The organism is Roseibium sp. TrichSKD4, from assembly GCF_000148725.1.
Classification (GTDB): Bacteria; Pseudomonadota; Alphaproteobacteria; order Rhizobiales; family Stappiaceae; genus Roseibium.
This window is the reverse complement of sequence record NZ_GL476318.1, coordinates 25745-44898: the sequence shown is the minus strand read 5'-3', so window position 1 is coordinate 44898 and position 19154 is coordinate 25745. Positions and strand designations below refer to the sequence as shown.

General features: G+C 55.7%; 15 protein-coding genes. All 15 read left to right on the top strand.

The window, feature by feature from the left end:
• The first annotated feature begins 3 nt into the window (after positions 1–3).
• Positions 4–1719, top strand: coding sequence for a penicillin-binding protein 2 (locus TRICHSKD4_RS15750; protein ID WP_009467874.1), 1716 nt, complete (start codon positions 4–6; stop codon positions 1717–1719).
• Positions 1720–1801: 82 nt separating this feature from the next.
• The gene (locus tag TRICHSKD4_RS15745; protein ID WP_009467873.1) at positions 1802–3271 is read left to right on the top strand and encodes a UDP-N-acetylmuramoyl-L-alanyl-D-glutamate--2,6-diaminopimelate ligase; all 1470 of its coding nucleotides are present in this window, start codon (positions 1802–1804) and stop codon (positions 3269–3271) included.
• Positions 3268–4698, top strand: coding sequence for a UDP-N-acetylmuramoylalanyl-D-glutamyl-2,6-diaminopimelate--D-alanyl-D-alanine ligase (locus TRICHSKD4_RS15740; RefSeq protein WP_009467872.1), 1431 nt, complete (start codon positions 3268–3270; stop codon positions 4696–4698). Before TRICHSKD4_RS15745 ends, TRICHSKD4_RS15740 begins: the two co-directional genes overlap by 4 nt.
• Before the next feature lie 9 nt (positions 4699–4707).
• The gene (gene mraY / locus TRICHSKD4_RS15735) at positions 4708–5793 is read left to right on the top strand and encodes a phospho-N-acetylmuramoyl-pentapeptide-transferase (protein WP_009467871.1); all 1086 of its coding nucleotides are present in this window, start codon (positions 4708–4710) and stop codon (positions 5791–5793) included.
• Positions 5794–5797: 4 nt separating this feature from the next.
• Complete coding sequence (murD, locus tag TRICHSKD4_RS15730; protein ID WP_009467870.1) at positions 5798–7198, top strand: UDP-N-acetylmuramoyl-L-alanine--D-glutamate ligase; 1401 nt, start codon at positions 5798–5800, stop codon at positions 7196–7198.
• Complete coding sequence (locus TRICHSKD4_RS15725; RefSeq protein WP_009467869.1) at positions 7198–8355, top strand: FtsW/RodA/SpoVE family cell cycle protein; 1158 nt, start codon at positions 7198–7200, stop codon at positions 8353–8355. Before murD ends, TRICHSKD4_RS15725 begins: the two co-directional genes overlap by 1 nt.
• A 15-nt stretch (positions 8356–8370) precedes the next feature.
• Positions 8371–9489: an undecaprenyldiphospho-muramoylpentapeptide beta-N-acetylglucosaminyltransferase gene (murG, locus tag TRICHSKD4_RS15720; protein ID WP_009467868.1), complete on the top strand. Its 1119-nt coding sequence runs from the start codon at positions 8371–8373 to the stop codon at positions 9487–9489.
• Positions 9486–10901: a UDP-N-acetylmuramate--L-alanine ligase gene (murC, locus tag TRICHSKD4_RS15715; protein WP_009467867.1), complete on the top strand. Its 1416-nt coding sequence runs from the start codon at positions 9486–9488 to the stop codon at positions 10899–10901. The genes murG and murC overlap by 4 nt, the downstream gene beginning before the upstream one ends.
• Positions 10898–11869 (top strand): UDP-N-acetylmuramate dehydrogenase, encoded by a 972-nt coding sequence (gene murB, locus TRICHSKD4_RS15710; RefSeq protein ID WP_009467866.1) that lies wholly within the window; start codon positions 10898–10900, stop codon positions 11867–11869. Before murC ends, murB begins: the two co-directional genes overlap by 4 nt.
• 3 nt (positions 11870–11872) lie before the next feature.
• The gene (locus TRICHSKD4_RS15705; protein ID WP_009467865.1) at positions 11873–12802 is read left to right on the top strand and encodes a D-alanine--D-alanine ligase; all 930 of its coding nucleotides are present in this window, start codon (positions 11873–11875) and stop codon (positions 12800–12802) included.
• A 23-nt stretch (positions 12803–12825) separates the two neighbouring features.
• Positions 12826–13704, top strand: a complete 879-nt coding sequence (locus TRICHSKD4_RS15700; RefSeq protein ID WP_083782811.1) for a cell division protein FtsQ/DivIB — start codon at positions 12826–12828, stop codon at positions 13702–13704.
• Positions 13701–15023: a cell division protein FtsA gene (gene ftsA, locus TRICHSKD4_RS15695; protein WP_009467863.1), complete on the top strand. Its 1323-nt coding sequence runs from the start codon at positions 13701–13703 to the stop codon at positions 15021–15023. Before TRICHSKD4_RS15700 ends, ftsA begins: the two co-directional genes overlap by 4 nt.
• A gap of 100 nt (positions 15024–15123) precedes the next feature.
• Positions 15124–16890: a cell division protein FtsZ gene (gene ftsZ, locus TRICHSKD4_RS15690; RefSeq protein WP_040617025.1), complete on the top strand. Its 1767-nt coding sequence runs from the start codon at positions 15124–15126 to the stop codon at positions 16888–16890.
• Between the two features lie 250 nt (positions 16891–17140).
• Positions 17141–18079 carry a UDP-3-O-acyl-N-acetylglucosamine deacetylase gene (lpxC, locus tag TRICHSKD4_RS15685; RefSeq protein ID WP_009467861.1) on the top strand — a complete coding sequence of 313 codons (939 nt, stop codon included), beginning with the start codon at positions 17141–17143 and terminating at the stop codon, positions 18077–18079.
• 178 nt (positions 18080–18257) lie between these two features.
• Complete coding sequence (locus tag TRICHSKD4_RS15680) at positions 18258–19124, top strand: outer membrane protein assembly factor BamD (RefSeq protein ID WP_009467860.1); 867 nt, start codon at positions 18258–18260, stop codon at positions 19122–19124.
• The last annotated feature ends 30 nt before the right edge of the window (positions 19125–19154 follow it).

Sequence of the window (19154 nt, the reverse complement as noted above, 5' to 3'; positions counted from 1 at the left end):
GGTATGACAGTGGTTGACGAACATACCTCGTTTCTTCAAATCAAGCGCCCCCGTCCGCGTAGTCGGGTTGTTGGATCTGTGTCCTCCAGCCAGATGAAATCTCGCGTCTTTTTTGCCATGGCGGCCTTCGCCATGATTTATGTGGCAATGGGCGCACGGTTGGTGCAATTGGCACAGATGGAAGAAGCGCCGTCTTCTGCATGGATTTCGGCTCAGGACACGATTGCAGCCTCTCGTCCGGATCTGCTTGATCGCAACGGTGAAATTCTCGCCACAGATATCAAGACCGCATCTCTTTATGCCGAGCCTCGTCGTATTCTCGATATCGACGAAACATATGAAGGCATTACCCGTATTTTGCCGGAACTGGATACGCCAACCATTCGCCGCCGTCTGGAAAGCAAGGCTGGCTTTGTTTGGCTCAAGCGCGAGATTACGCCTGCTCAGGCTGATCAAATCCATGACCTCGGCCTTCCAGGTGTAGGGTTTCTTTCGGAAAATCAGCGGTTTTATCCGGGTGGACCAACAGCGGGGCATATTGTTGGTTCCGTGAATGTCGATAATCAGGGCTTGGCCGGGGTTGAAAAATACATCGACGGGCAAGGTCTTGCTGACTTGCAATCTGTTGGCTTCACGACCGACAAGGCGATGGAGCCAGTAAGTCTTGCAGTCGATCTCCGCGTTCAGCATGTTGTGCGCGATGAATTGGTCAAGGCGATGGAGCGGTATAAGGCGATTGCCGCCGTGGGCATCGTTCTGGATGTTCATACCGGTGAAGTTATCGCCATGTCGTCCCTGCCGGATTATGACCCGAATGATCGGGCGCAGGCTCTGGAGAAGGACCGACTGAATCGCGCAACCGGCGGCGTTTTTGAAATGGGGTCGGTGTTCAAGGCGTTTACAACTGCAATGGCGCTCGATTCAGGACGGGTCTCTGTCAATGACAGTTTTGACGCGACACGGCCCATCAGAGCCGCTGGCCGAACCATCTCCGACTTCCACGGCAAGAACCGCATTCTGTCGGTGCCAGAGATTTTCATCTACTCGTCGAATATCGGTACGGCAAAAATGATGCTGGCCACCGGTGTTTCCAAGCAACAGGAATTTCTCGGGCGTATCGGGCTGACAAATCGCCTGAAAACCGAACTTCCTGAAAATGCAGCACCACTGCTACCGCCTCGTTGGAATGATCTGGCAGCCATGACAATCTCGTTTGGCCACGGCATATCTGTTACGCCGATGCAAACTGCGGTCGCTGCAGCTGCAATGGTGAATGGTGGCAAGCTGATCCCGCCAACCTTCTTCCCGCGTGAGCAAGCGGAAGCGGAAGAGTTGGGAACACAGGTGATTTCACCGCAGGTCAGCAAGGTTATGCGCTATCTCTTCCGGCTCAATGTGCTGTCCGGATCAGGAAAGCGTTCTGAAGTTCCCGGATATGTTGTTGGTGGCAAGACTGGGACTGCAGAAAAGATTGAAAATGGCCGCTATGTGAGTAACAAGCGCCGGAACTCGTTCTTGTCGGCCTTCCCGATGAATGATCCGAAATACGTGGTGCTTGTGGTGATTGACGAGCCAAAACCGGAGCGCAAGGGCATTGGAGCTACGGCCGGCCTGAATGCTGCACCGACTGTTGGCGCAATCATTCGCCGTGCAGCACCAATGTTGGGGGTATTGCCACGCTTTGGCGAGGGAGGGGAGTCAATCGAGATATCCTATTAAGGTGCGAGCAGATTCGGCGGGGTCGCAGCCGATATCCGGATCTTCTTGCAACGACGATGCACAAACCGGATGATCGGACAAAATGCTACTTTCAAACGTTGCTGCCGGGCAGATTGTTCCGGCTGCCGGGTCGACAGTCAGTATTACCGGACTGACTGCAGATAGCCGCGCTATCAAGCCGGGCTTTCTTTTTGCTGCCCTCAAGGGCACGCATGTTGATGGCGCTGATTTCGCAGCCAAGGCTGTTGGGGCCGGAGCTGTTGCTGTTTTATGCGAACGTGACGCCGCTGATCGGCTCGCCCAAGAACTCTCCAAAGATGTTGTGCTTTGGCCAAGCGACAATCCGCGTCGGGATTTTGCGCTGATGGCAGCGCGTTTTCATGGTGCCCAGCCGGAAGTTATGGTTGCTGTCACCGGCACAAGCGGCAAGACATCGGTTGCGCATTTTGTTCGTCAGATCTTTCAGGCCGCTGGTCACGCATCTGCAAGCCTTGGAACTATTGGAACAGTGACAGCCGATGGGCAAAGCTATGGTGGTTTGACCACTCCTGACCCGGTGTCCCTTCACGCAGAATTGGCGCGTCTTTCGAAAGAAGGGATCACACACACCGCGCTGGAGGCGTCCAGTCATGGACTGGATCAGCATCGTCTGGATGGCGTTCGTTTGGTGGCTGCCGGATTTACCAATCTGGGCCGGGACCATATGGATTACCATCCGACGGTCGAAGACTATTTGCAGGCCAAGCTGCGACTGTTTCGGGATCTGTTGCTGAAAGGCGCGCCGGTGGTGGTCGAGCCGTCAGAGCCTTATGCTGATCGTGTGATCGCGGTGGCGCAGGAGCGCGGTTTACCGGTCTTTTCCGTCGGAGAAGCAGGAGAAAATATCCGCCTAGCCAAACTAACACCAACTGCAGGGGGGCAGGAACTAGTTGTGGAGGCGGGGGGGCAAACCACAACCGTTCTATTGCCTTTGATTGGTCGGTTTCAGGTGTCTAACGCGCTTGTTGCTGCGGGATTATGCATCTGCGCCGGTGTTGCGCCCGACGAAGCGATCGCGGCTCTGGCCGAACTCAAGGGTGCTCCGGGACGGTTGGAATTTGCTGGTCGCAGTCAAACCGGCGGAACTGTTTATATTGACTATGCCCATAAGCCCGATGCGCTGGAAAATGCGCTGGCCGCATTGCGACCCTTCGCATCCGGCCAATTGTCTGTTGTGATCGGGGCTGGTGGTGACCGTGATCCGGGAAAACGGGAAATCATGGGACGAGTGTCTCAAGTGGGCGCTGATCTGGTGATAGTCACAGATGATAATCCCAGAACCGAAGATCCAGCCACGATCCGTAAGGCCGTGTTGTCCGGCGCACCGGGAGCTCTGGAGATAGGTGATCGGCGGGAAGCCATCCGCGAAGGTGTTCGCCGGCTAAAGTCCGGGGATATCTTATGTGTGGCAGGAAAGGGTCATGAAACCGGCCAGATTATCGGCCAGACGGTGCATCCCTTTTCGGACCACGAAGCCGTGGCCGAAGCATTGGCTGCTGGAGAAACGGAATGAATGCACCATTGTGGACCCGAGACGATTTTATTGCGGGTGCAAATGGCACGCCGAAGGGCGAACTTGGTCAGGATATCACCGGAATTTCGATCGACAGTCGGACGATAGAGGTCGGTGAGGCCTTTTTTGCCATCAAGGGCGACCGGTTTGATGGTCATGACTTTGTTGGAACGGCGCTTGCCAACGGAGCGTCCGTTGCTGTTGTCTCTGCTGATAAGCTTGACAGTCTGCCGTCTACCGGACGGTATCTGATCGTTGATGATCCGCTTGCGGCCATGGAGCGTTTGGCGGTTGCCTCGCGCGCCAGAAGCAATGCGCGCATTGTGGCGGTGACGGGTTCGGTTGGGAAAACCGGAACGAAGGAAGCTCTTCGTCTGGCTTTGGGACGTTCGGGTAAGGTTCACGCCTCGGTGGCGTCCTTTAATAACCATTGGGGTGTTCCCCTGACACTCGCCCGCATGCCTGCAGATGTTGACTTTGGCGTGTTTGAAATTGGCATGAGCGCGCCGGGTGAGATCACACCATTGGTCAGAATGGTCCGCCCGCATGTGGCCTTCATTACAACGGTTCAGGCAGTTCATCTGGAATTCTTTGACTCCGTTGAACACATTGCGCAGGCGAAAGCCGAGATTTTTAAAGGGCTTGAGCCCGGCGGTGTTGCGATCCTCAATCGGGACAACAACCAGTTCGACCTTCTGATGTTTCTGGCCAAGGCTGATCACGTTCAGGAAATCCGGACTTTTGGCGAAAACCAGAATGCAGATTCCTTTACCGAAGACGTGCGCCGCAAGGCGGGCAGCTCTGCCGTTTCTGCTCGGATATTGGGCGAGCAACTGTCCTACACACTTGGTGCGGGTGGACGGCATCACGTTCACAACAGCCTCGCGGTTCTGACGGCCGTTGTCGAGCTTGGCGGTAATCTGGCATTGGCTGGCGAGGCGCTGGCCGATATGCGTGCTCCCAAGGGGCGGGGTGAGGTCACTGTTCTGCAGCTGCCTGAAGGAACAGCCGAGCTGCTTGATGAAAGCTACAACGCCAACCCGGCATCCATGCGGGCGGCCCTTTCCGTGCTGGGTGAGGCTGAGATCACGCCTCCAGGTCGCCGGATTGCCGTTTTGGGAGATATGCGCGAGCTCGGTGAAGACGGGCCCAAACTTCATGCTGAACTGAGCGACCCGGTGAATGAAGCGGGTGTTGAAGCGCTGTTTTGTGTGGGGCCTCAGATGAAGCAACTATGGGATAGGGTTCCGCAGGGGCTTCGGGTGATGTATGCGGAGCAGGCAGCTGATTTGCAAGATCATTTGCTGCAGGAAATCAGATCGGGTGATGTGGTCATGGTGAAGGGTTCGCTTGGAACCCGCATGGGGCCGCTGGTCGAGGCTTTGAAAACGGACTATCCGCCGCAAAACGATGACGCGGCGGCTTGAGGACACACGATGTTTTACTACCTTGGCGAGTTCGCCAACCAATTTTCCGCGCTAAACGTTTTCCGGTACATCACGTTCCGGACCGGCGCGTCAATTATGACCGCGCTGTTTTTCGTGTTCCTGTTTGGTCCGAAAATCATCTCCAGCTTGCGGGTGCGGCAGGGGCATGGCCAGCCAATTCGCGCGGACGGTCCCGAAGGCCACCTTCTGACTAAGAAAGGCACGCCAACCATGGGCGGGCTGATGATCCTTTCCGGGGCTTTGGTTGCCGCGCTGCTTTGGGCAGACCTTTCAAACCCGTATGTCTGGGTAGTTATTGGGGTGACCCTCGGATTTGGTTTGATCGGCTTTTATGATGATTATCTGAAAGTCACAAAAGCCTCTCACAAGGGGTTTGGTGGCAAGGCGCGTTTGGGGCTGGAGTTTTTGATCGCCGCATTGGCAGCCTATGCGGTGACGGTTCTCGATAATGCACCGTTTTCGACGTCCATTGCCTTTCCGTTTCTGAAGGACTTTACCTTAAACCTTGGTCTGTTCTTCATCCCGTTTGCAGCTTTTGTGATTGTCGGGGCTGGCAATGCGGTGAACCTGACGGATGGCCTTGACGGCTTGGCGATTGTGCCGGTGATGATTGCCTGTGCCTCCTTCGGATTGATTGCCTACCTTTCAGGTAACGCAGTTTTCGCTGACTATCTCCAAATCCACTATGTTCCGGGAACAGGCGAATTGGCTGTGATTGCCGGCGCTGTGATTGGCGCAGGGCTCGGCTTTTTATGGTTTAACGCCCCGCCTGCTGCGATCTTCATGGGGGATACGGGCTCACTGGCCCTCGGCGGCATGATTGGGGCCATTGCGGTCGCGACCAAGCACGAGATTGTTCTGGCGATCATTGGCGGCCTGTTCGTTCTTGAGGCGGTGTCGGTGATTGTTCAGGTGGCATCGTTCAAGCTCACCGGAAAACGGGTTTTCCGGATGGCTCCGATCCATCACCATTTCGAATATCATGGCTGGACGGAATCCCAGATCGTGATCCGCTTCTGGATCATTGCGGTTGTTCTTGCCCTGATCGGCCTTGCCACGCTGAAGTTGAGGTAAGTGCATGATCGCGATTACATCTTTCAGCGGAAAACATGTTGCTCTTTTTGGGCTTGGCGCGTCGGGTCTCTCGACCGCGCTGGCCCTTGTTGAAGGGGGTTGCAAGGTCACTTGCTGGGATGATGCTCCGGCGCGTCTTGTTGAGGCCAAGCGGAAGAAGCTGATCGTTGAAGACTTGAACAAGGTGGACTGGTCCGAATTTGATGCCTTGATCCTGGCCCCAGGTGTGTCGTTGACACACCCCTTGCCACATTGGACGGTGGACAAGGCGCGTGATGCCGGGATTGAGGTTATCGGCGATGTGGAGCTGTTTTTCCGCGAGCGGCGGAAAGTCTGCCCGGAAGCTCCTGTTGTGGCGATTACTGGCACAAACGGAAAATCCACGACCACTTCACTGATTGCCCATCTGCTGAAATCAGCCGGTCTGGACACCCAGATGGGAGGCAATATCGGGGTTCCACTTTTGGAGCTGGAACCGTTTCATGCCGAGCGCCACTTTGTGATCGAATGCTCGTCCTATCAGATTGATCTTGCGCCTTCGCTCGACCCGACAATTGGCATTCACATGAACCTGTCGCCGGATCATTTGGACCGCCACGGTAGTCTTGAGAATTATGCCGCGATCAAGGAGCGATTGGTGGCGGGTGCCAAAGTCGCAATCGTCGGGGTGGATGACAGCCTTTCAACGCAGATTGCGGATCGCCTGGAGCTGGCGCGCAAGCCGGTTTGCCGCATTTCCGGAGCGTTTGAATTGCCTGACGGGGTGTATGCGCATCAAGGCAAGCTATTTGAGGCTTATGACGGAGCGCAGCGCAAGGTCGGTATTCTGGATGGCATAGACAGCTTGCGCGGGGATCATAATGGTCAAAATGCAGCAGCTGCCTTTGCTGCCTTGCGTGTTTTGAAGGTGGATGAGGCTGAAATCCTGAAGGGAATGGCTGATTTTCCGGGCCTTCATCATAGAATGGAAGTCGTTGGCCGGTCGGGTCGGCTGTTGTTTGTCAACGATTCCAAGGCAACAAACGCGGATGCTGCCGCGCGCGCCTTGTCCAGCTTTGACCGGATTTACTGGATTGCCGGCGGACTGCCTAAAGAGGGTGGCATTGCATCGCTGGACCTTTATTGGCCAAGAGTGGCCCGCGCTTATCTAATAGGCGAAGCTGCCGAGGAGTTTGGCAAGACACTCAAGGGACATGTGGACTACACTCTGTCCGGAACACTGGAAAAAGCTGTGGTGCAAGCCACATCAGATGCGCGTGCGGATGCTGCGGACGAAGTTGCCGTACTTTTGTCGCCTGCATGTGCATCCTTTGATCAATACGCAAATTTCGAGCTGCGGGGTTCTGCGTTTTCTGAGGCTGTTCGAAACCTGTTGAATGGGAACGAAGGTCAGGAGGTCGCCTGATGGTCAGTCGCGCTGATCGCAGCCGGTTTGCGGAATGGTTTTGGACGGTAGATCACTATCTGCTGGCTGCCTTTGGGCTGTTGATGGTCAGCGGTGTGGTGCTCTCCTTTGCAGCCAGTCCGCCGGTTGCCGAGCGCATCGGGCTGGACTCGTTCTACTTCGTCAAGCGCCAGGCGATGTTTCTGATCCCATCAGTGATCATCATCATCGGTGCATCGCTTTTGTCGCCCAGATTAATCCGGCGAGCCGCATTGCTGACTTTCATTGGCGCGATTATTCTTTTGGTGGCGACGCTGTTCTTCGGGTTTGAAACCAAAGGTGCGCGGCGCTGGATTTACATTGCGGGTGTCTCCGTTCAGCCATCGGAGTTCCTCAAACCGGCCTTTGTGATCATCATCGCGTTTCTGCTGTCTGAAAGTGGCCGCAGACGGGAGGTGCCCGGTGTTCTTTTTGCCTTCTTCCTGTTTGTGATTTGCGCTGCGCTTTTGATCGCACAGCCAGACTTTGGGCAAACAATGCTGCTGGGCGCAGCATGGGCAGCGCTGTTTTTCCTCAATGGATTGTCTTGGGTGCTCATCTCGGCGCTTGGGATTATCGGCGTTGTCGGGCTTGTAGCGGCCTATGCGTTTTTGCCCCACGTGACGGATCGCGTGGACCGGTTTCTGGACCCGGATTCAGGGGATACCTTTCAGGTTGATACAGCGATGGATGCCTTCATCTCTGGAGGCTGGTTCGGGCAAGGGCCGGGTGAGGGGACCGTCAAACGCATTTTGCCGGACAGCCATGCTGATTTCGTTTTCGCGGTGGTGGCGGAAGAGTTTGGCGCGATTGCCTGCATACTTCTTGTTTCCGTATTTGCGTTCATCGTGATCCGTGGCTTGATGCATGCGACCCGCGAACAGGAGGCCTTTGCGCGTCTGGCAACAGCAGGTCTTACAGTTTTGTTTGGCCTTCAGGCCACGATCAATCTGGCCGTGAACCTCAACCTTATTCCGCCGAAAGGCATGACACTTCCGTTTGTGTCTTATGGCGGAACTTCCATCATCTCATCAGCTATGCTGGCTGGGGCGCTTTTGGCGCTGACCCGAAGCCGCCCGCGCCCCTCTCGAAGTGACGTCGTCACAGTCTCCCGCCTGTCTCCTTCCAGTCTCATGTGAGGACCCTTGTCCCCTATGACGCATCATATTCTTCTCACCGCCGGGGGTACTGGCGGTCATCTGTTTCCCGCGCAAGCACTTGGCAGCGAGCTGGGTCGGCGCGGTCATGTGGTCGAGCTGGCAACAGACGAGCGGGCCGATAAATACGGGTCGGAATTTCCGGCTAGAAAGACCCACATCATCGCGTCAGAAACCCTGCGTAGACGGAACCCGATTTCCCTGATCAAAACAGCCTGGCGTTTGGCTAGTGGCACGTTTCAGGCCCGCCATGTGATCAAGAGCTTCAAGCCTTCGGTCGTTATCGGTTTTGGTGGCTATCCAACTTTTCCGCCGATGTTTGCTGCAAAGCAAACGGGTGTCCCCTCCATTTTGCACGAAGCAAACGGCGTTATGGGGCGCGCAAACAAGATGCTGGCCAAGGGCGCAACGGCCATTGCGACGAGCATTCCTCTGGCCAATCCGGAAGACAGCTGGGCTGCCAAAGTCACTGAGACCGGGAACCCGGTGCGCGATGCTGTGATTGAAGCGTCTGGCAAACCACACGCTCCACCTCAAGACGGCGGACCTTTTCATCTTCTAGTCTTTGGTGGGTCGCAGGGTGCGCGGTTCTTTTCAGACCTCCTACCGGAGGCTGTCGGCAAGTTGCCAAACGAACTGCGGCAGCGCCTGAAAATTGTCCAGCAGTGCCGTCCGGAAGATCTAGAGCGGGTGAAAACGGCCTACAGGGATATGGGAGTTGAGGCTGAACTGGCCTCATTCTTCACCGATATGCCTGCGCGTATATCTGCATCGCATCTGGTTGTTTGTCGGTCCGGAGCCGGGACTGTCAGCGAATTGGCGGTTTTGGGTCGCCCATCCATCTTGGTGCCTTTGCCCGGATCGCTGGATCAGGATCAGGCGGCGAACGCCAAGCTTTTGGAGAATGTGGGTGGTGGCTGGCCAATCCGGCAAGCGGACCTGTCAGCTGATCGCCTTTCCAGCGAGTTGGCGCGCTTTTTTGCGGAGCCGGGATTGCTGGCGCAGGCCGCTCAAAATGCGCTTTCCGTCGGCAAGCCTGACGCGGTTAAAAGATTGGCGGATTTGGTTGAAACAGTTGCGGCCAATGCCACACAAAAACAGGGAGACGGCGCATGAAGATGCCGCAGGATATCGGACCGGTTCATTTTGTCGGGATCGGCGGGATTGGCATGAGCGGCATTGCCGAAGTGCTGAAGACACTCGGCTATCAGGTGCAAGGCTCCGACATGTCGGAAAATGCCAACGTCAAACGGCTGCGGGATAACGGCATTCCGGTCACCGTCGGACATGCTGCTGAGAACCTTGGATCTGCCGAGGTTGTTGTGGTGTCCTCGGCTATTAAAAAAGACAATCCCGAACTTGTCGCCGCACGCGAAAAGCTGATCCCGGTGGTGCGCCGTGCTGAAATGCTGGCTGAACTGATGCGTTTCAAGCAGGCGATTGCTGTTGGCGGAACCCATGGCAAAACGACAACAACTTCCATGGTCGCCGCCCTTTTGGATGCGGGTAATCTGGACCCGACTGTTATCAATGGCGGGATCATCAATGCCTATGGCACCAATGCCCGAATGGGTGAGGGGCCATGGATGGTGGTAGAGGCAGATGAGAGCGACGGCACCTTTGTCAAATTACCTGCGGACATTGCAATCGTCACGAATATTGATCCAGAACACCTCGATCACTATGGCGACTTTGAGGGCGTGAAGGCTGCGTTCCGTCAATTCATTGAAAATGTCCCGTTTTACGGTTTCGCCGTCATGTGTCTGGACCATCCTGAAGTCCAAACGATGGTTGGAACCATTGAAGACCGCCGGATTGTGACCTACGGCACCAACCTTCAGGCCGATGTTCGCTACTATGATGTCTCGATGGATGGCGGAAAGTCCATTTTCTCGGTAACGATCCGTGATCGCCGAACGGGCGAGGATATTGTCCTTGAAAATCTCGTTCTTCCCATGCCGGGATTGCACAACGTGTCCAACGTAACTGCCGCTATTGCGGTTGCCTCGCAGCTTGGTGTTAAGCCGGAGGACATCAAGGCCGGGATTGCGGGCTTTGGAGGTGTTAAACGTCGCTTCACGCACACAGGCAGCGTTGATGGGGTCCATGTTTATGATGACTATGGTCACCACCCTGTTGAGATCAAAGCTGTGCTGCATGCGGCGCGCCAATCAACAAAGGGCAAGGTTGTTGCCGTGGTGCAGCCGCATCGCTACACCCGCCTTCAAAGTCTGTTTGATGATTTCTCCAGCTGTTTCAATGACGCTGACCAAGTGATTGTTGCGCCGGTATTTGCGGCTGGAGAGCAGCCGATAGACGGTGCGTCTCATCATGATCTGGCGTCCGGCCTTAAAACCCGCGGTCACCGGGCCGTTCAGACGATTGAAGATCCAAGTGAGTTGGCTGGTATGATTGCAGGCGTGGCTGAGCCCGATGACTTCGTTATCTGTCTAGGCGCCGGCAGTATCACGCAATGGGCTTATGCTTTGCCGAAGCAGCTGGAAGAGGTGAAGGGAGCTGCCAAGTGAGTTTCCCGGACCTTTTGGAAATTCATCCGGACCTCGCCGAAGCAACTCGCGGCAAACTCACCTCGAACCAGCCGCTTGCGAGCATTACATGGTTTCGCACTGGTGGGCCGGCGCAGCTTTTGTTCCAGCCTGCCGATGAGGCCGACCTCGCGCAGTTTTTAAGCAAACTGCCAAAGGACATTCCGGTTCTTCCCGTTGGCCTTGGCTCCAATCTTCTGATCCGTGATGGCGGCCTTGCTGGTGTTGTCGTGCGGCTCAGTGCCAAGGGGTTCGGGGCGATTGAAGAGCTTGCCAACAACCGGCTGAGGGCGGGGGCGGCTGTTCCTGATAAACGTCTGGCCGAAGCTGCAGCAAAAGCAGGGCTTGGTGGCTTCTCCTTCTACGCAGGTATTCCCGGCGCTCTGGGCGGTGCCCTTCGCATGAATGCGGGCGCACATGGCACGGAAACGCGTGAACGTATGGTGGAACTGACTGCCCTGGACCGGGATGGAGCCAGGCATGTGCTGACCAATGCGGAGATGGCTTATGCCTATCGGCATTCCGGTGCATCGAAAGACCTCATTTTTACATCTGCGGTCTTTGAAGGTTTGCCAATGAATGAGGAAACGATCCGTCAGGAAATGGCCGATGTTCAAGAGCATCGGGAAAAGGCGCAGCCGATCCGTGAGAAAACCGGTGGCTCGACCTTCAAGAACCCGCCGGGCAATTCCGCCTGGAAAGTGGTGGATGCTGCAGGGTGCCGCGGCCTGATGGTCGGTGGAGCCCAGATGTCAGAAATGCACTGCAATTTCATGATCAATACGGGGACGGCAACGGGTCACGATCTTGAACTGTTGGGGGAAACAGTTCGGGCACGTGTTCTTAAAGACAGCGGTGTTCGTCTGGAATGGGAAATCAAAAGGCTTGGTGATTTTGGTCCGGAGGGCCCGATTGAGCCGTTTTTGGGAGAGGCCGGGGAGGCCGCTTAATCAATGAGCAAACAGAAACACGTTGCCGTCCTGATGGGAGGGTGGGTTAACGAGAGACCGGTTAGCCTGTCGAGTGGTGAGGGATGTGCAGCGGCTCTGGAAAAGGGCGGCTACAAGGTGACCCGGGTCGATGTCGATCGCGATATCGCTTCTGTTCTGGCCGACCTTCGCCCGGATGTTGCCTTCAATGCGCTGCACGGTCCTTTTGGAGAGGACGGCTGCATTCAGGGTATCCTCGAGATCCTGGAAATTCCCTATACGCATTCCGGCGTGATGGCTTCTGCATTGGCGATGAACAAAGACAAGGCCAAGGCTGTGATGGCTGAAGCGGGAATTCCGGTTACCGAACACTTAATTGTTAACAGGTTTCATGTTGGCCACGACCACCCAATGAAACCGCCTTATGTGCTCAAACCGATCAATGAAGGGTCCAGTTTTGGCGTCATTATTGTCAAGGAAGACCAGCCTCATCCCCCTCAGGAACTGACTCGCGAAGATTGGCCCTATCCTGATGATTTAATGTGCGAAAAGTTCATTGGCGGACGTGAGCTGACCTGTGCCGTCATGGGTGAAAAGCCCCTTGGCGTTATTGAGGTGGTGCCAACGGGCAACAGTTTTTACGATTTTGATGCTAAATATGCGGAAGGTGGTTCAAAACACATTCTTCCTGCAAAAATTTCACCCTTTGTTTACCAAGAAATACAGAAACTGTCAGTTGAGGCGCATCAGGCGCTCGGATGTCGTGGTGTATCTCGAGCCGATTTTCGATTTGATGAGCGGGAAGACGGTTCCGGTAACCTGGTTTGCCTCGAGGTAAATACACAGCCTGGCATGACGCCAACCTCCCTTGTGCCTGAAATGGCCGAACATGAAGGGATGAGTTACGTCGAGCTGGTCAGTTGGATGGTCGAGGAAGCGAGTTGCTGTCGTTAGGGCGAAAAAATGATTGGGGGCATATGACCCCGCTGGAGGCCGAACTGGCCCCGCGGGGACGTGGTGTCTCACGCCTTAAGCGTCAGCCGATTTGGCGGGCTGCCGGACGTTTAAGCGAGCTGCCACATTGGGTTGGCTCCGCTGCCGCACTCGGATTTCTCACCCTGACCATCACCTACGGCATCATTTTGGGTGGCCACGGCCGTCTTGTTGCAGATTCTCTCTTGAGTTCCTCTGGGCTTGGCATTGAAACGGTCAAGCTGTCCGGCCAGCTGGAAACGAACGAGTTTCAAATTCTCGAAGCGTTGGAAATCGAGGAAGATTCCTCGCTTGTCTTGTTTAACGTCGAAGCTGCGCGCCAGCGACTTTCTGAGATCGCATGGGTTAAAAATGCTTCTGTCATGAAGCTTTATCCGAGCACTTTGCAGGTCACGATCGAAGAGCGTGAGCCCTACGTTTTGTGGCAGCGCGGCGAAACCGTTTCCATCGTCAATCAGGCCGGGGATGTCATTACCGATGATGTCGATGGTCGCTATGCAAACCTGCTTTTGGTGATGAACCACGGCGCAAACCGCCGGGCCGACGAAATTCTCGATGCCCTCAACATGGTCCCGGAATTGCGCCCCCGGGTTCGGGCGGCAGCGCTGGTGAGCGAACGCCGCTGGGATCTCATCCTTGAAAACGGCATTTCCATCCGCTTGCCGGAGAAGGGATACAAGCGGGCTTTGGCCGATCTTGTTTACATGGATGCAGAAAACGGTCTTTTGAGCCGCGATATCACTGCCGTCGACATGCGCCTTCCAGACCGCGTGGTGGTTCGCCTCTCTGATGAAGCTGCAGAACGGCACAAAGAAATGACCGGCACTGACGGTCGATTGGTAAAAGTGGAGAGGGACACATGACCACGCCTCGCTCTGCTCTTTATTTGCCAAAGATGCGCCCGCTGCCGTCTCGTCGTGCAGTGGTCCTTTCGGTTTTGGACATCGGCTCCACAAAAGTATGTTGCCTGATCGCCAAACTGACCCCGCGAGACGAGTCGGGTGTCATGATTGGCCGGACCCACTCCATCGAAGTGCTCGGCTATGGCTACCAACGCTCCATGGGCATCAAGTCCGGCGTTGTAGTGGACATGGATGCGGCCGAGCAGGCGGTTCGGCTTGCCGTCGACTCAGCCGAGCGCATGGCTGGGGTAACTGTTGAATCTTTGATTGCAAACGTCAGCTGTGGTCGTCTGCAAAGTGAAATCTTTAGCGCAACGGTTCCTTTGGCTGGGGAAAGCGTGACAGAAGCTGATATTCAGCGGGTTCTGTCTGCGGGCTCCAGCCACTCGATCACGGAAGGCCGGGCCGTTTCCCATGCGCTGCCAATTTCCTATTCCCTTGATGGCAATCGCGGGATGCGTGATCCGCGCGGCATGATGGGAATGAAGCTTGGTGTCGACATGCAAGTCGTCACGACTGAGGTTCCGCCGGTTCGAAATCTGGAACTGTGCATCAACCGCGGACATTTGCGGGTGGAAACACTGGTGGCAACGCCCTTCGCCAGCGGCTTGTCGACCCTTGTCGAAGATGAGGCAGAACTTGGTGTTGCCTGCATCGACATGGGCGGCGGGACAACCACCCTTTCGGTTTTCGTTGACGGGCGGATGGTGCATCTCGATGCCATTGCCGTTGGCGGTCAACATATCACAACGGATCTGGCACGGGCCTTCGCCACACGTCTGCAAGACGCTGAGCGGCTGAAGACCTTGCATGGATCTCCACTTTCCAGCTCATCGGATGATCGGGACATTTTGACAGTTCCTGCGCTGGAAGGTGACAGCGATCTTCCGCATCAAATCCCGCGTTCGGCGCTGACACGCGTCATTCGTCCGCGGGTGGAAGAGATTCTTGAACTCGTGCGCGATCGTCTGACCGCCTCCGGTTTTGCCGGAAAGGTGGGCAAGCAGATCGTTCTGACTGGCGGGGCAAGTCAGTTGACGGGTTTGAGTGAAGTAGCGCGCCGCGTACTCGGGCGCAACGTTCGCCTTGGCCGGCCATTGGGCGTTGCCGGTCTTCCCGAGGCAGCCAAAGGTCCGGCATTTGCCGCCGCGGTTGGCCTCCTGATCTATCCGCAAGTCGCGCAGATCGAGCAGTTCGAGCACAGGAACCGCAGATCTTCGTGGGGCGGGCAATCTGGCTATCTGGCCCGTATGGGACAGTGGCTCAGGGAAAGCTTTTAACGACATGAGCCAAGGACAGGAACTGCCGGAAACGGCTGAGAGCATTGGGGAAGAACAAGGTGCCCAGAATTCGGGCACTGAAGCGGGTCGCGAGGAAAATATGACCATCAACCTGAAGATGCCTGATATCCAGGAGCTGAAGCCGCGCATCACGGTCTTTGGTGTGGGTGGCGCAGGCGGTAACGCCGTCAACAACATGATCACTGCCGGGCTGCAGGGCTGCGACTTTGTCGTTGCCAACACAGATGCCCAGGCGCTTGCAATGAACCACTCTGAACGCCTCGTCCAGATGGGCGTTGCCGTGACCGAAGGCCTTGGCGCCGGGTCTCAGCCGGAAGTTGGCTCAGCTGCAGCTGAAGAAGTGATCGACGAGATCAACGATCACCTGTCCGGATCGCACATGGTGTTCATCACTGCCGGTATGGGTGGTGGCACTGGCACAGGCGCTGCGCCTGTTATCGCACGCGCTGCTCGCGAGCAGGGCATCCTGACAGTTGGTGTTGTCACCAAACCATTCCAGTTTGAAGGTGCGCGCCGCATGCGCATCGCCGATTCCGGCATTGAAGAACTGCAGCGTAACGTCGATACGCTCATTGTCATTCCGAACCAGAATCTGTTCCGGATCGCCAATGCGCAAACCACGTTTGCCGATGCGTTCGCCATGGCGGACCAGGTCCTCTACTCCGGCGTTGCCTGCATCACTGACCTGATGGTCAAGGAAGGCCTCATCAACCTCGACTTTGCTGACGTGCGTTCTGTTATGCGCGGTATGGGCAAGGCGATGATGGGCACTGGTGAAGCCTCTGGTGAAAAGCGTGCTCAGCAAGCTGCTGAAGCTGCCATTGCTAATCCGCTTCTCGACGAGTCGTCCATGAAGGGTGCACGCGGCCTTCTCATCTCGATCACGGGCGGCAATGACCTGACCCTGTTTGAAGTTGATGAAGCAGCAACACGCATTCGCGAAGAAGTGGATGCCGATGCCAACATCATTCTCGGCGCGACCTTCGATGAAAGCCTTGATGGCATCATCCGCGTGTCTGTTGTTGCAACGGGTATCGAGCATGAGCTGCTCGCCGATTTTGCCAGTCCAGACACGGTAACTCAGACCATCGCAAAATCAGAACCTGCCAAGCCTGTTTCCGTACAGACTTCCGCACCAGTCAGCCCGGTTGCAACTGTTCGCTCTGAAGAAGCTGCAGCAAAAGCCGTGGCGTCTTTGGAAGCAGAACTGGCGATCCCGGAGCCGAAGCCGGTGGCAGCTGCAACTGACCCGGATGTTGAAATCAAACGGGTGCAGCCTTCTGCTGCCTCAATGGCAACTCCTACTCCAATGATGGACATGGATGAGGAGCCAGCTGCTCCGGTTGCGCAGGAAGAAGCTGTCAGCAAGCCATATATCCCGCCGGTTGCCGAGCAGCATGAAGTTGCCCCGCGCATGCCGCGTGTTGAAGACTTTCCGCCCATTGCTCAGCGTGAGATGATGGCGAAACAGTCTGATGAAGCTCCGCTTCAGGCTCCGCAAGCTCAAGCTCCACAGGCTCCAATGAATGGTGAGCACGATGAGCATGATGACGAGCGTCGCCCGATGGGCTTGCTGCGTCGTCTTGCCAGTGGTTTTGGCCGTGCTGAAGATGAGCATGACGAGCATGGTGAAGTTGCCGCTCCAGCGCCAACTGTGACTCCGCAGGGTCACCCGCATATGGAACAAGCTCCAGCACCGGCTCCGGTTCAGCGTCAACCGCGCCCGCAGCCGCATGGTGCTGCTGGTCAGCTGGACATGACAGGCCGTGCCGCTCCCAAGCCGTTGTCCCAACCAGATGATGAGCAGCTGGAGATTCCGGCATTCCTGCGCCGTCAGGCGAATTGATTCGCTGAAGTTGCCCCGCTTCCCCGAAGGACGGACTGAAACATTTTGTTTCAGTCCGTTTTTCTTTGTGAGAAAACTCTTTGTTTCTCAGACGCTTGCAGAAATACACAGCGTTACAAAGCGTAATAAAGCTTTATTTCGCTCTTGGAGTGTGTGCGGTTATGTTCCCACCATCGCGATTGTTAACAGTTCCTTATTGCAATCGTATCGGACCGTAAAAGTGATCGCGCTTCGAAAGGGCTGGGGCTTAATGAGTAAACATATCGACCGCCAGACAACACTTGCGCAACAAGTTACCCTTGAGGGTATCGGTGTTCATTCCGGCAAGCCGGCAACATTGACGCTGATCCCGGCTGACGCGAACACCGGTGTGGTTTTCCAGCGGACCGATGATGAAGCCAACTCTGAAGTGCCTGCCCTCTGGAATAAGGTCACAGCCACCGCGCTTTGCACTGTTTTGTCTGATCCGTCCAAAGATGGTGTGTCGACTGTTGAACATCTGATGGCAGCCTTGGCAGGTCTTGGTGTCGATAATGTGATCGCCGAGCTTGACGGTCCGGAAATGCCAATCATGGATGGCAGCAGCGTTGCGTTTGTGGAAGCTATCAAGCAGGCTGGTCTCAAGCGTCTTGACCGCGGTCGTCGCTACATTCGCGTGAAAAAGACGGTTCGTGTCGACAATGGGTCCGCTTGGTGTGAGCTGGTGCCGAATGATCGCACGTCTTATGACATTACAATTGATTTCGACACACCGCTCATTGGCCGGCAGCGTTTTGCTGCGGACATGACGCCGGATGTGTTTTGCAATGAACTTTGCCGCGCACGGACCTTTGGCTATGTGAGCGACGTTGAGAAGCTCTGGAAGATGGGCTTTGCGCTGGGCTCTTCCCTTGAGAACTCCGTGGCCATTTCCGAAGACAAGGTCCTCAATCCGGAAGGCACGCGCTGGCCGGATGAATTTGCACGTCACAAGGCGCTGGACGCCGTTGGTGATCTGGCGCTGGCAGGTTTGCCGATGTTGGGTCTTTACCGCTCCTTCAAGGGCGGTCACAAGTTGAACCATGCGATCCTGGAAAAGCTGTTTGAAGACAGCTCCGCCTATGAGATCGTTGAAGCACCAGTCTACCGGGCGCACAGTCAGGCAACTCCGGGTCTGGCAGCTGCCGCATTCGGTCCTGACGTATCCTGAACTTTTCGCGATTACGTCTCGCTGCCACAAAATTGCTTAAAAAAAAGCCCAGATGCTCTTACGGGGCATGGTGGCGGATAATGCTTTCCGGTAAACACTTCCCTCGACAGAAGGTTTTGCGTACAACCGCATGCGCTGGAAGAAGTGATGAGTACGGCGTGCGGCGAGGAGCTTGATTGTGAACGTGAAGGACAGACGGTTGGCAAGCGGTCGGAACTGGGGGCTGACTTCAGCTCTGAAAATTATGGCGTTGACGATCCCGCTCGGGCTTGCAGCTTGTTCTTCCACCAAGGACACAGAAGACTTCGCGCTGGATGATACGCCGCCGGAAGTTCTTTACAATGAAGGCTTGGCTCTGCGGGCTCAAGGCAAGCTGAAGGACGCGGACGCGAAGTTCCAGCAGCTCGACAAGCTCTATCCCTATTCTGAATACGCCAAGAAATCCCTCGTCAACATGGCATATATCAACTACAGCCGTGGCAAGTACCCCGAGGCGATCAACGCTGCTCAGCGCTTTGTGACGCTCTATCCGGGCAATGACGATTCTGCCTACGCGCTCTATATTATCGGTCAGAGCTACTTCAAGCAGATGCCGGACATTTCTCGTGATCAGGCAGTGACCCGCAAGGCAGCCTCGGCCTATTCAGAACTCCTGCAGCGCTATCCCGATTCTGAGTATTCACCGGATGCAGAAACCAAGCTGATTGCGGTCAAGGATCAGCTGGCCGGTAAGGAAATGCAGGTCGGGCGCTACTACCTGAAAAAGCGCAACTACATTGCCGGTATCAACCGTTTCAAGACGGTGGTTCTGCAGTACCAGACAACTCGCCATGTTGAAGAGGCCTTGTTCCGCCTGACTGAAGCCTATTTTGCGCTTGGTGTTGTGAATGAAGCGCAGACCGCAGCTGCTGTTCTTGGGCACAATTTCCCGGATACCCAGTGGTACAAGGATGCATATTCCCTGTTGAATGAAGGTGGCTATGAACCATCTGAAGACTCTGGCAGCTGGATCAGTCGTGCATTCAAGGATATTAACGTCTTCTGATCCTGTGATTCTGTCTTGAGATCTGATCCG

Coding starts and splice junctions, on each gene's coding strand:
- murC (WP_009467867.1), top strand. CDS start 9,486: ATGAAGATGCCGCAGGATATCGGACCGGTTCATTTTGTCGGGATCGGC.
- ftsA (WP_009467863.1), top strand. CDS start 13,701: ATGACCACGCCTCGCTCTGCTCTTTATTTGCCAAAGATGCGCCCGCTG.
- murG (WP_009467868.1), top strand. CDS start 8,371: ATGACGCATCATATTCTTCTCACCGCCGGGGGTACTGGCGGTCATCTG.
- TRICHSKD4_RS15745 (WP_009467873.1), top strand. CDS start 1,802: ATGCTACTTTCAAACGTTGCTGCCGGGCAGATTGTTCCGGCTGCCGGG.
- ftsZ (WP_040617025.1), top strand. CDS start 15,124: ATGACCATCAACCTGAAGATGCCTGATATCCAGGAGCTGAAGCCGCGC.
- TRICHSKD4_RS15750 (WP_009467874.1), top strand. CDS start 4: ATGACAGTGGTTGACGAACATACCTCGTTTCTTCAAATCAAGCGCCCC.
- TRICHSKD4_RS15740 (WP_009467872.1), top strand. CDS start 3,268: ATGAATGCACCATTGTGGACCCGAGACGATTTTATTGCGGGTGCAAAT.
- lpxC (WP_009467861.1), top strand. CDS start 17,141: ATGAGTAAACATATCGACCGCCAGACAACACTTGCGCAACAAGTTACC.
- mraY (WP_009467871.1), top strand. CDS start 4,708: ATGTTTTACTACCTTGGCGAGTTCGCCAACCAATTTTCCGCGCTAAAC.
- murD (WP_009467870.1), top strand. CDS start 5,798: ATGATCGCGATTACATCTTTCAGCGGAAAACATGTTGCTCTTTTTGGG.
- TRICHSKD4_RS15700 (WP_083782811.1), top strand. CDS start 12,826: ATGACCCCGCTGGAGGCCGAACTGGCCCCGCGGGGACGTGGTGTCTCA.
- TRICHSKD4_RS15725 (WP_009467869.1), top strand. CDS start 7,198: ATGGTCAGTCGCGCTGATCGCAGCCGGTTTGCGGAATGGTTTTGGACG.
- TRICHSKD4_RS15705 (WP_009467865.1), top strand. CDS start 11,873: ATGAGCAAACAGAAACACGTTGCCGTCCTGATGGGAGGGTGGGTTAAC.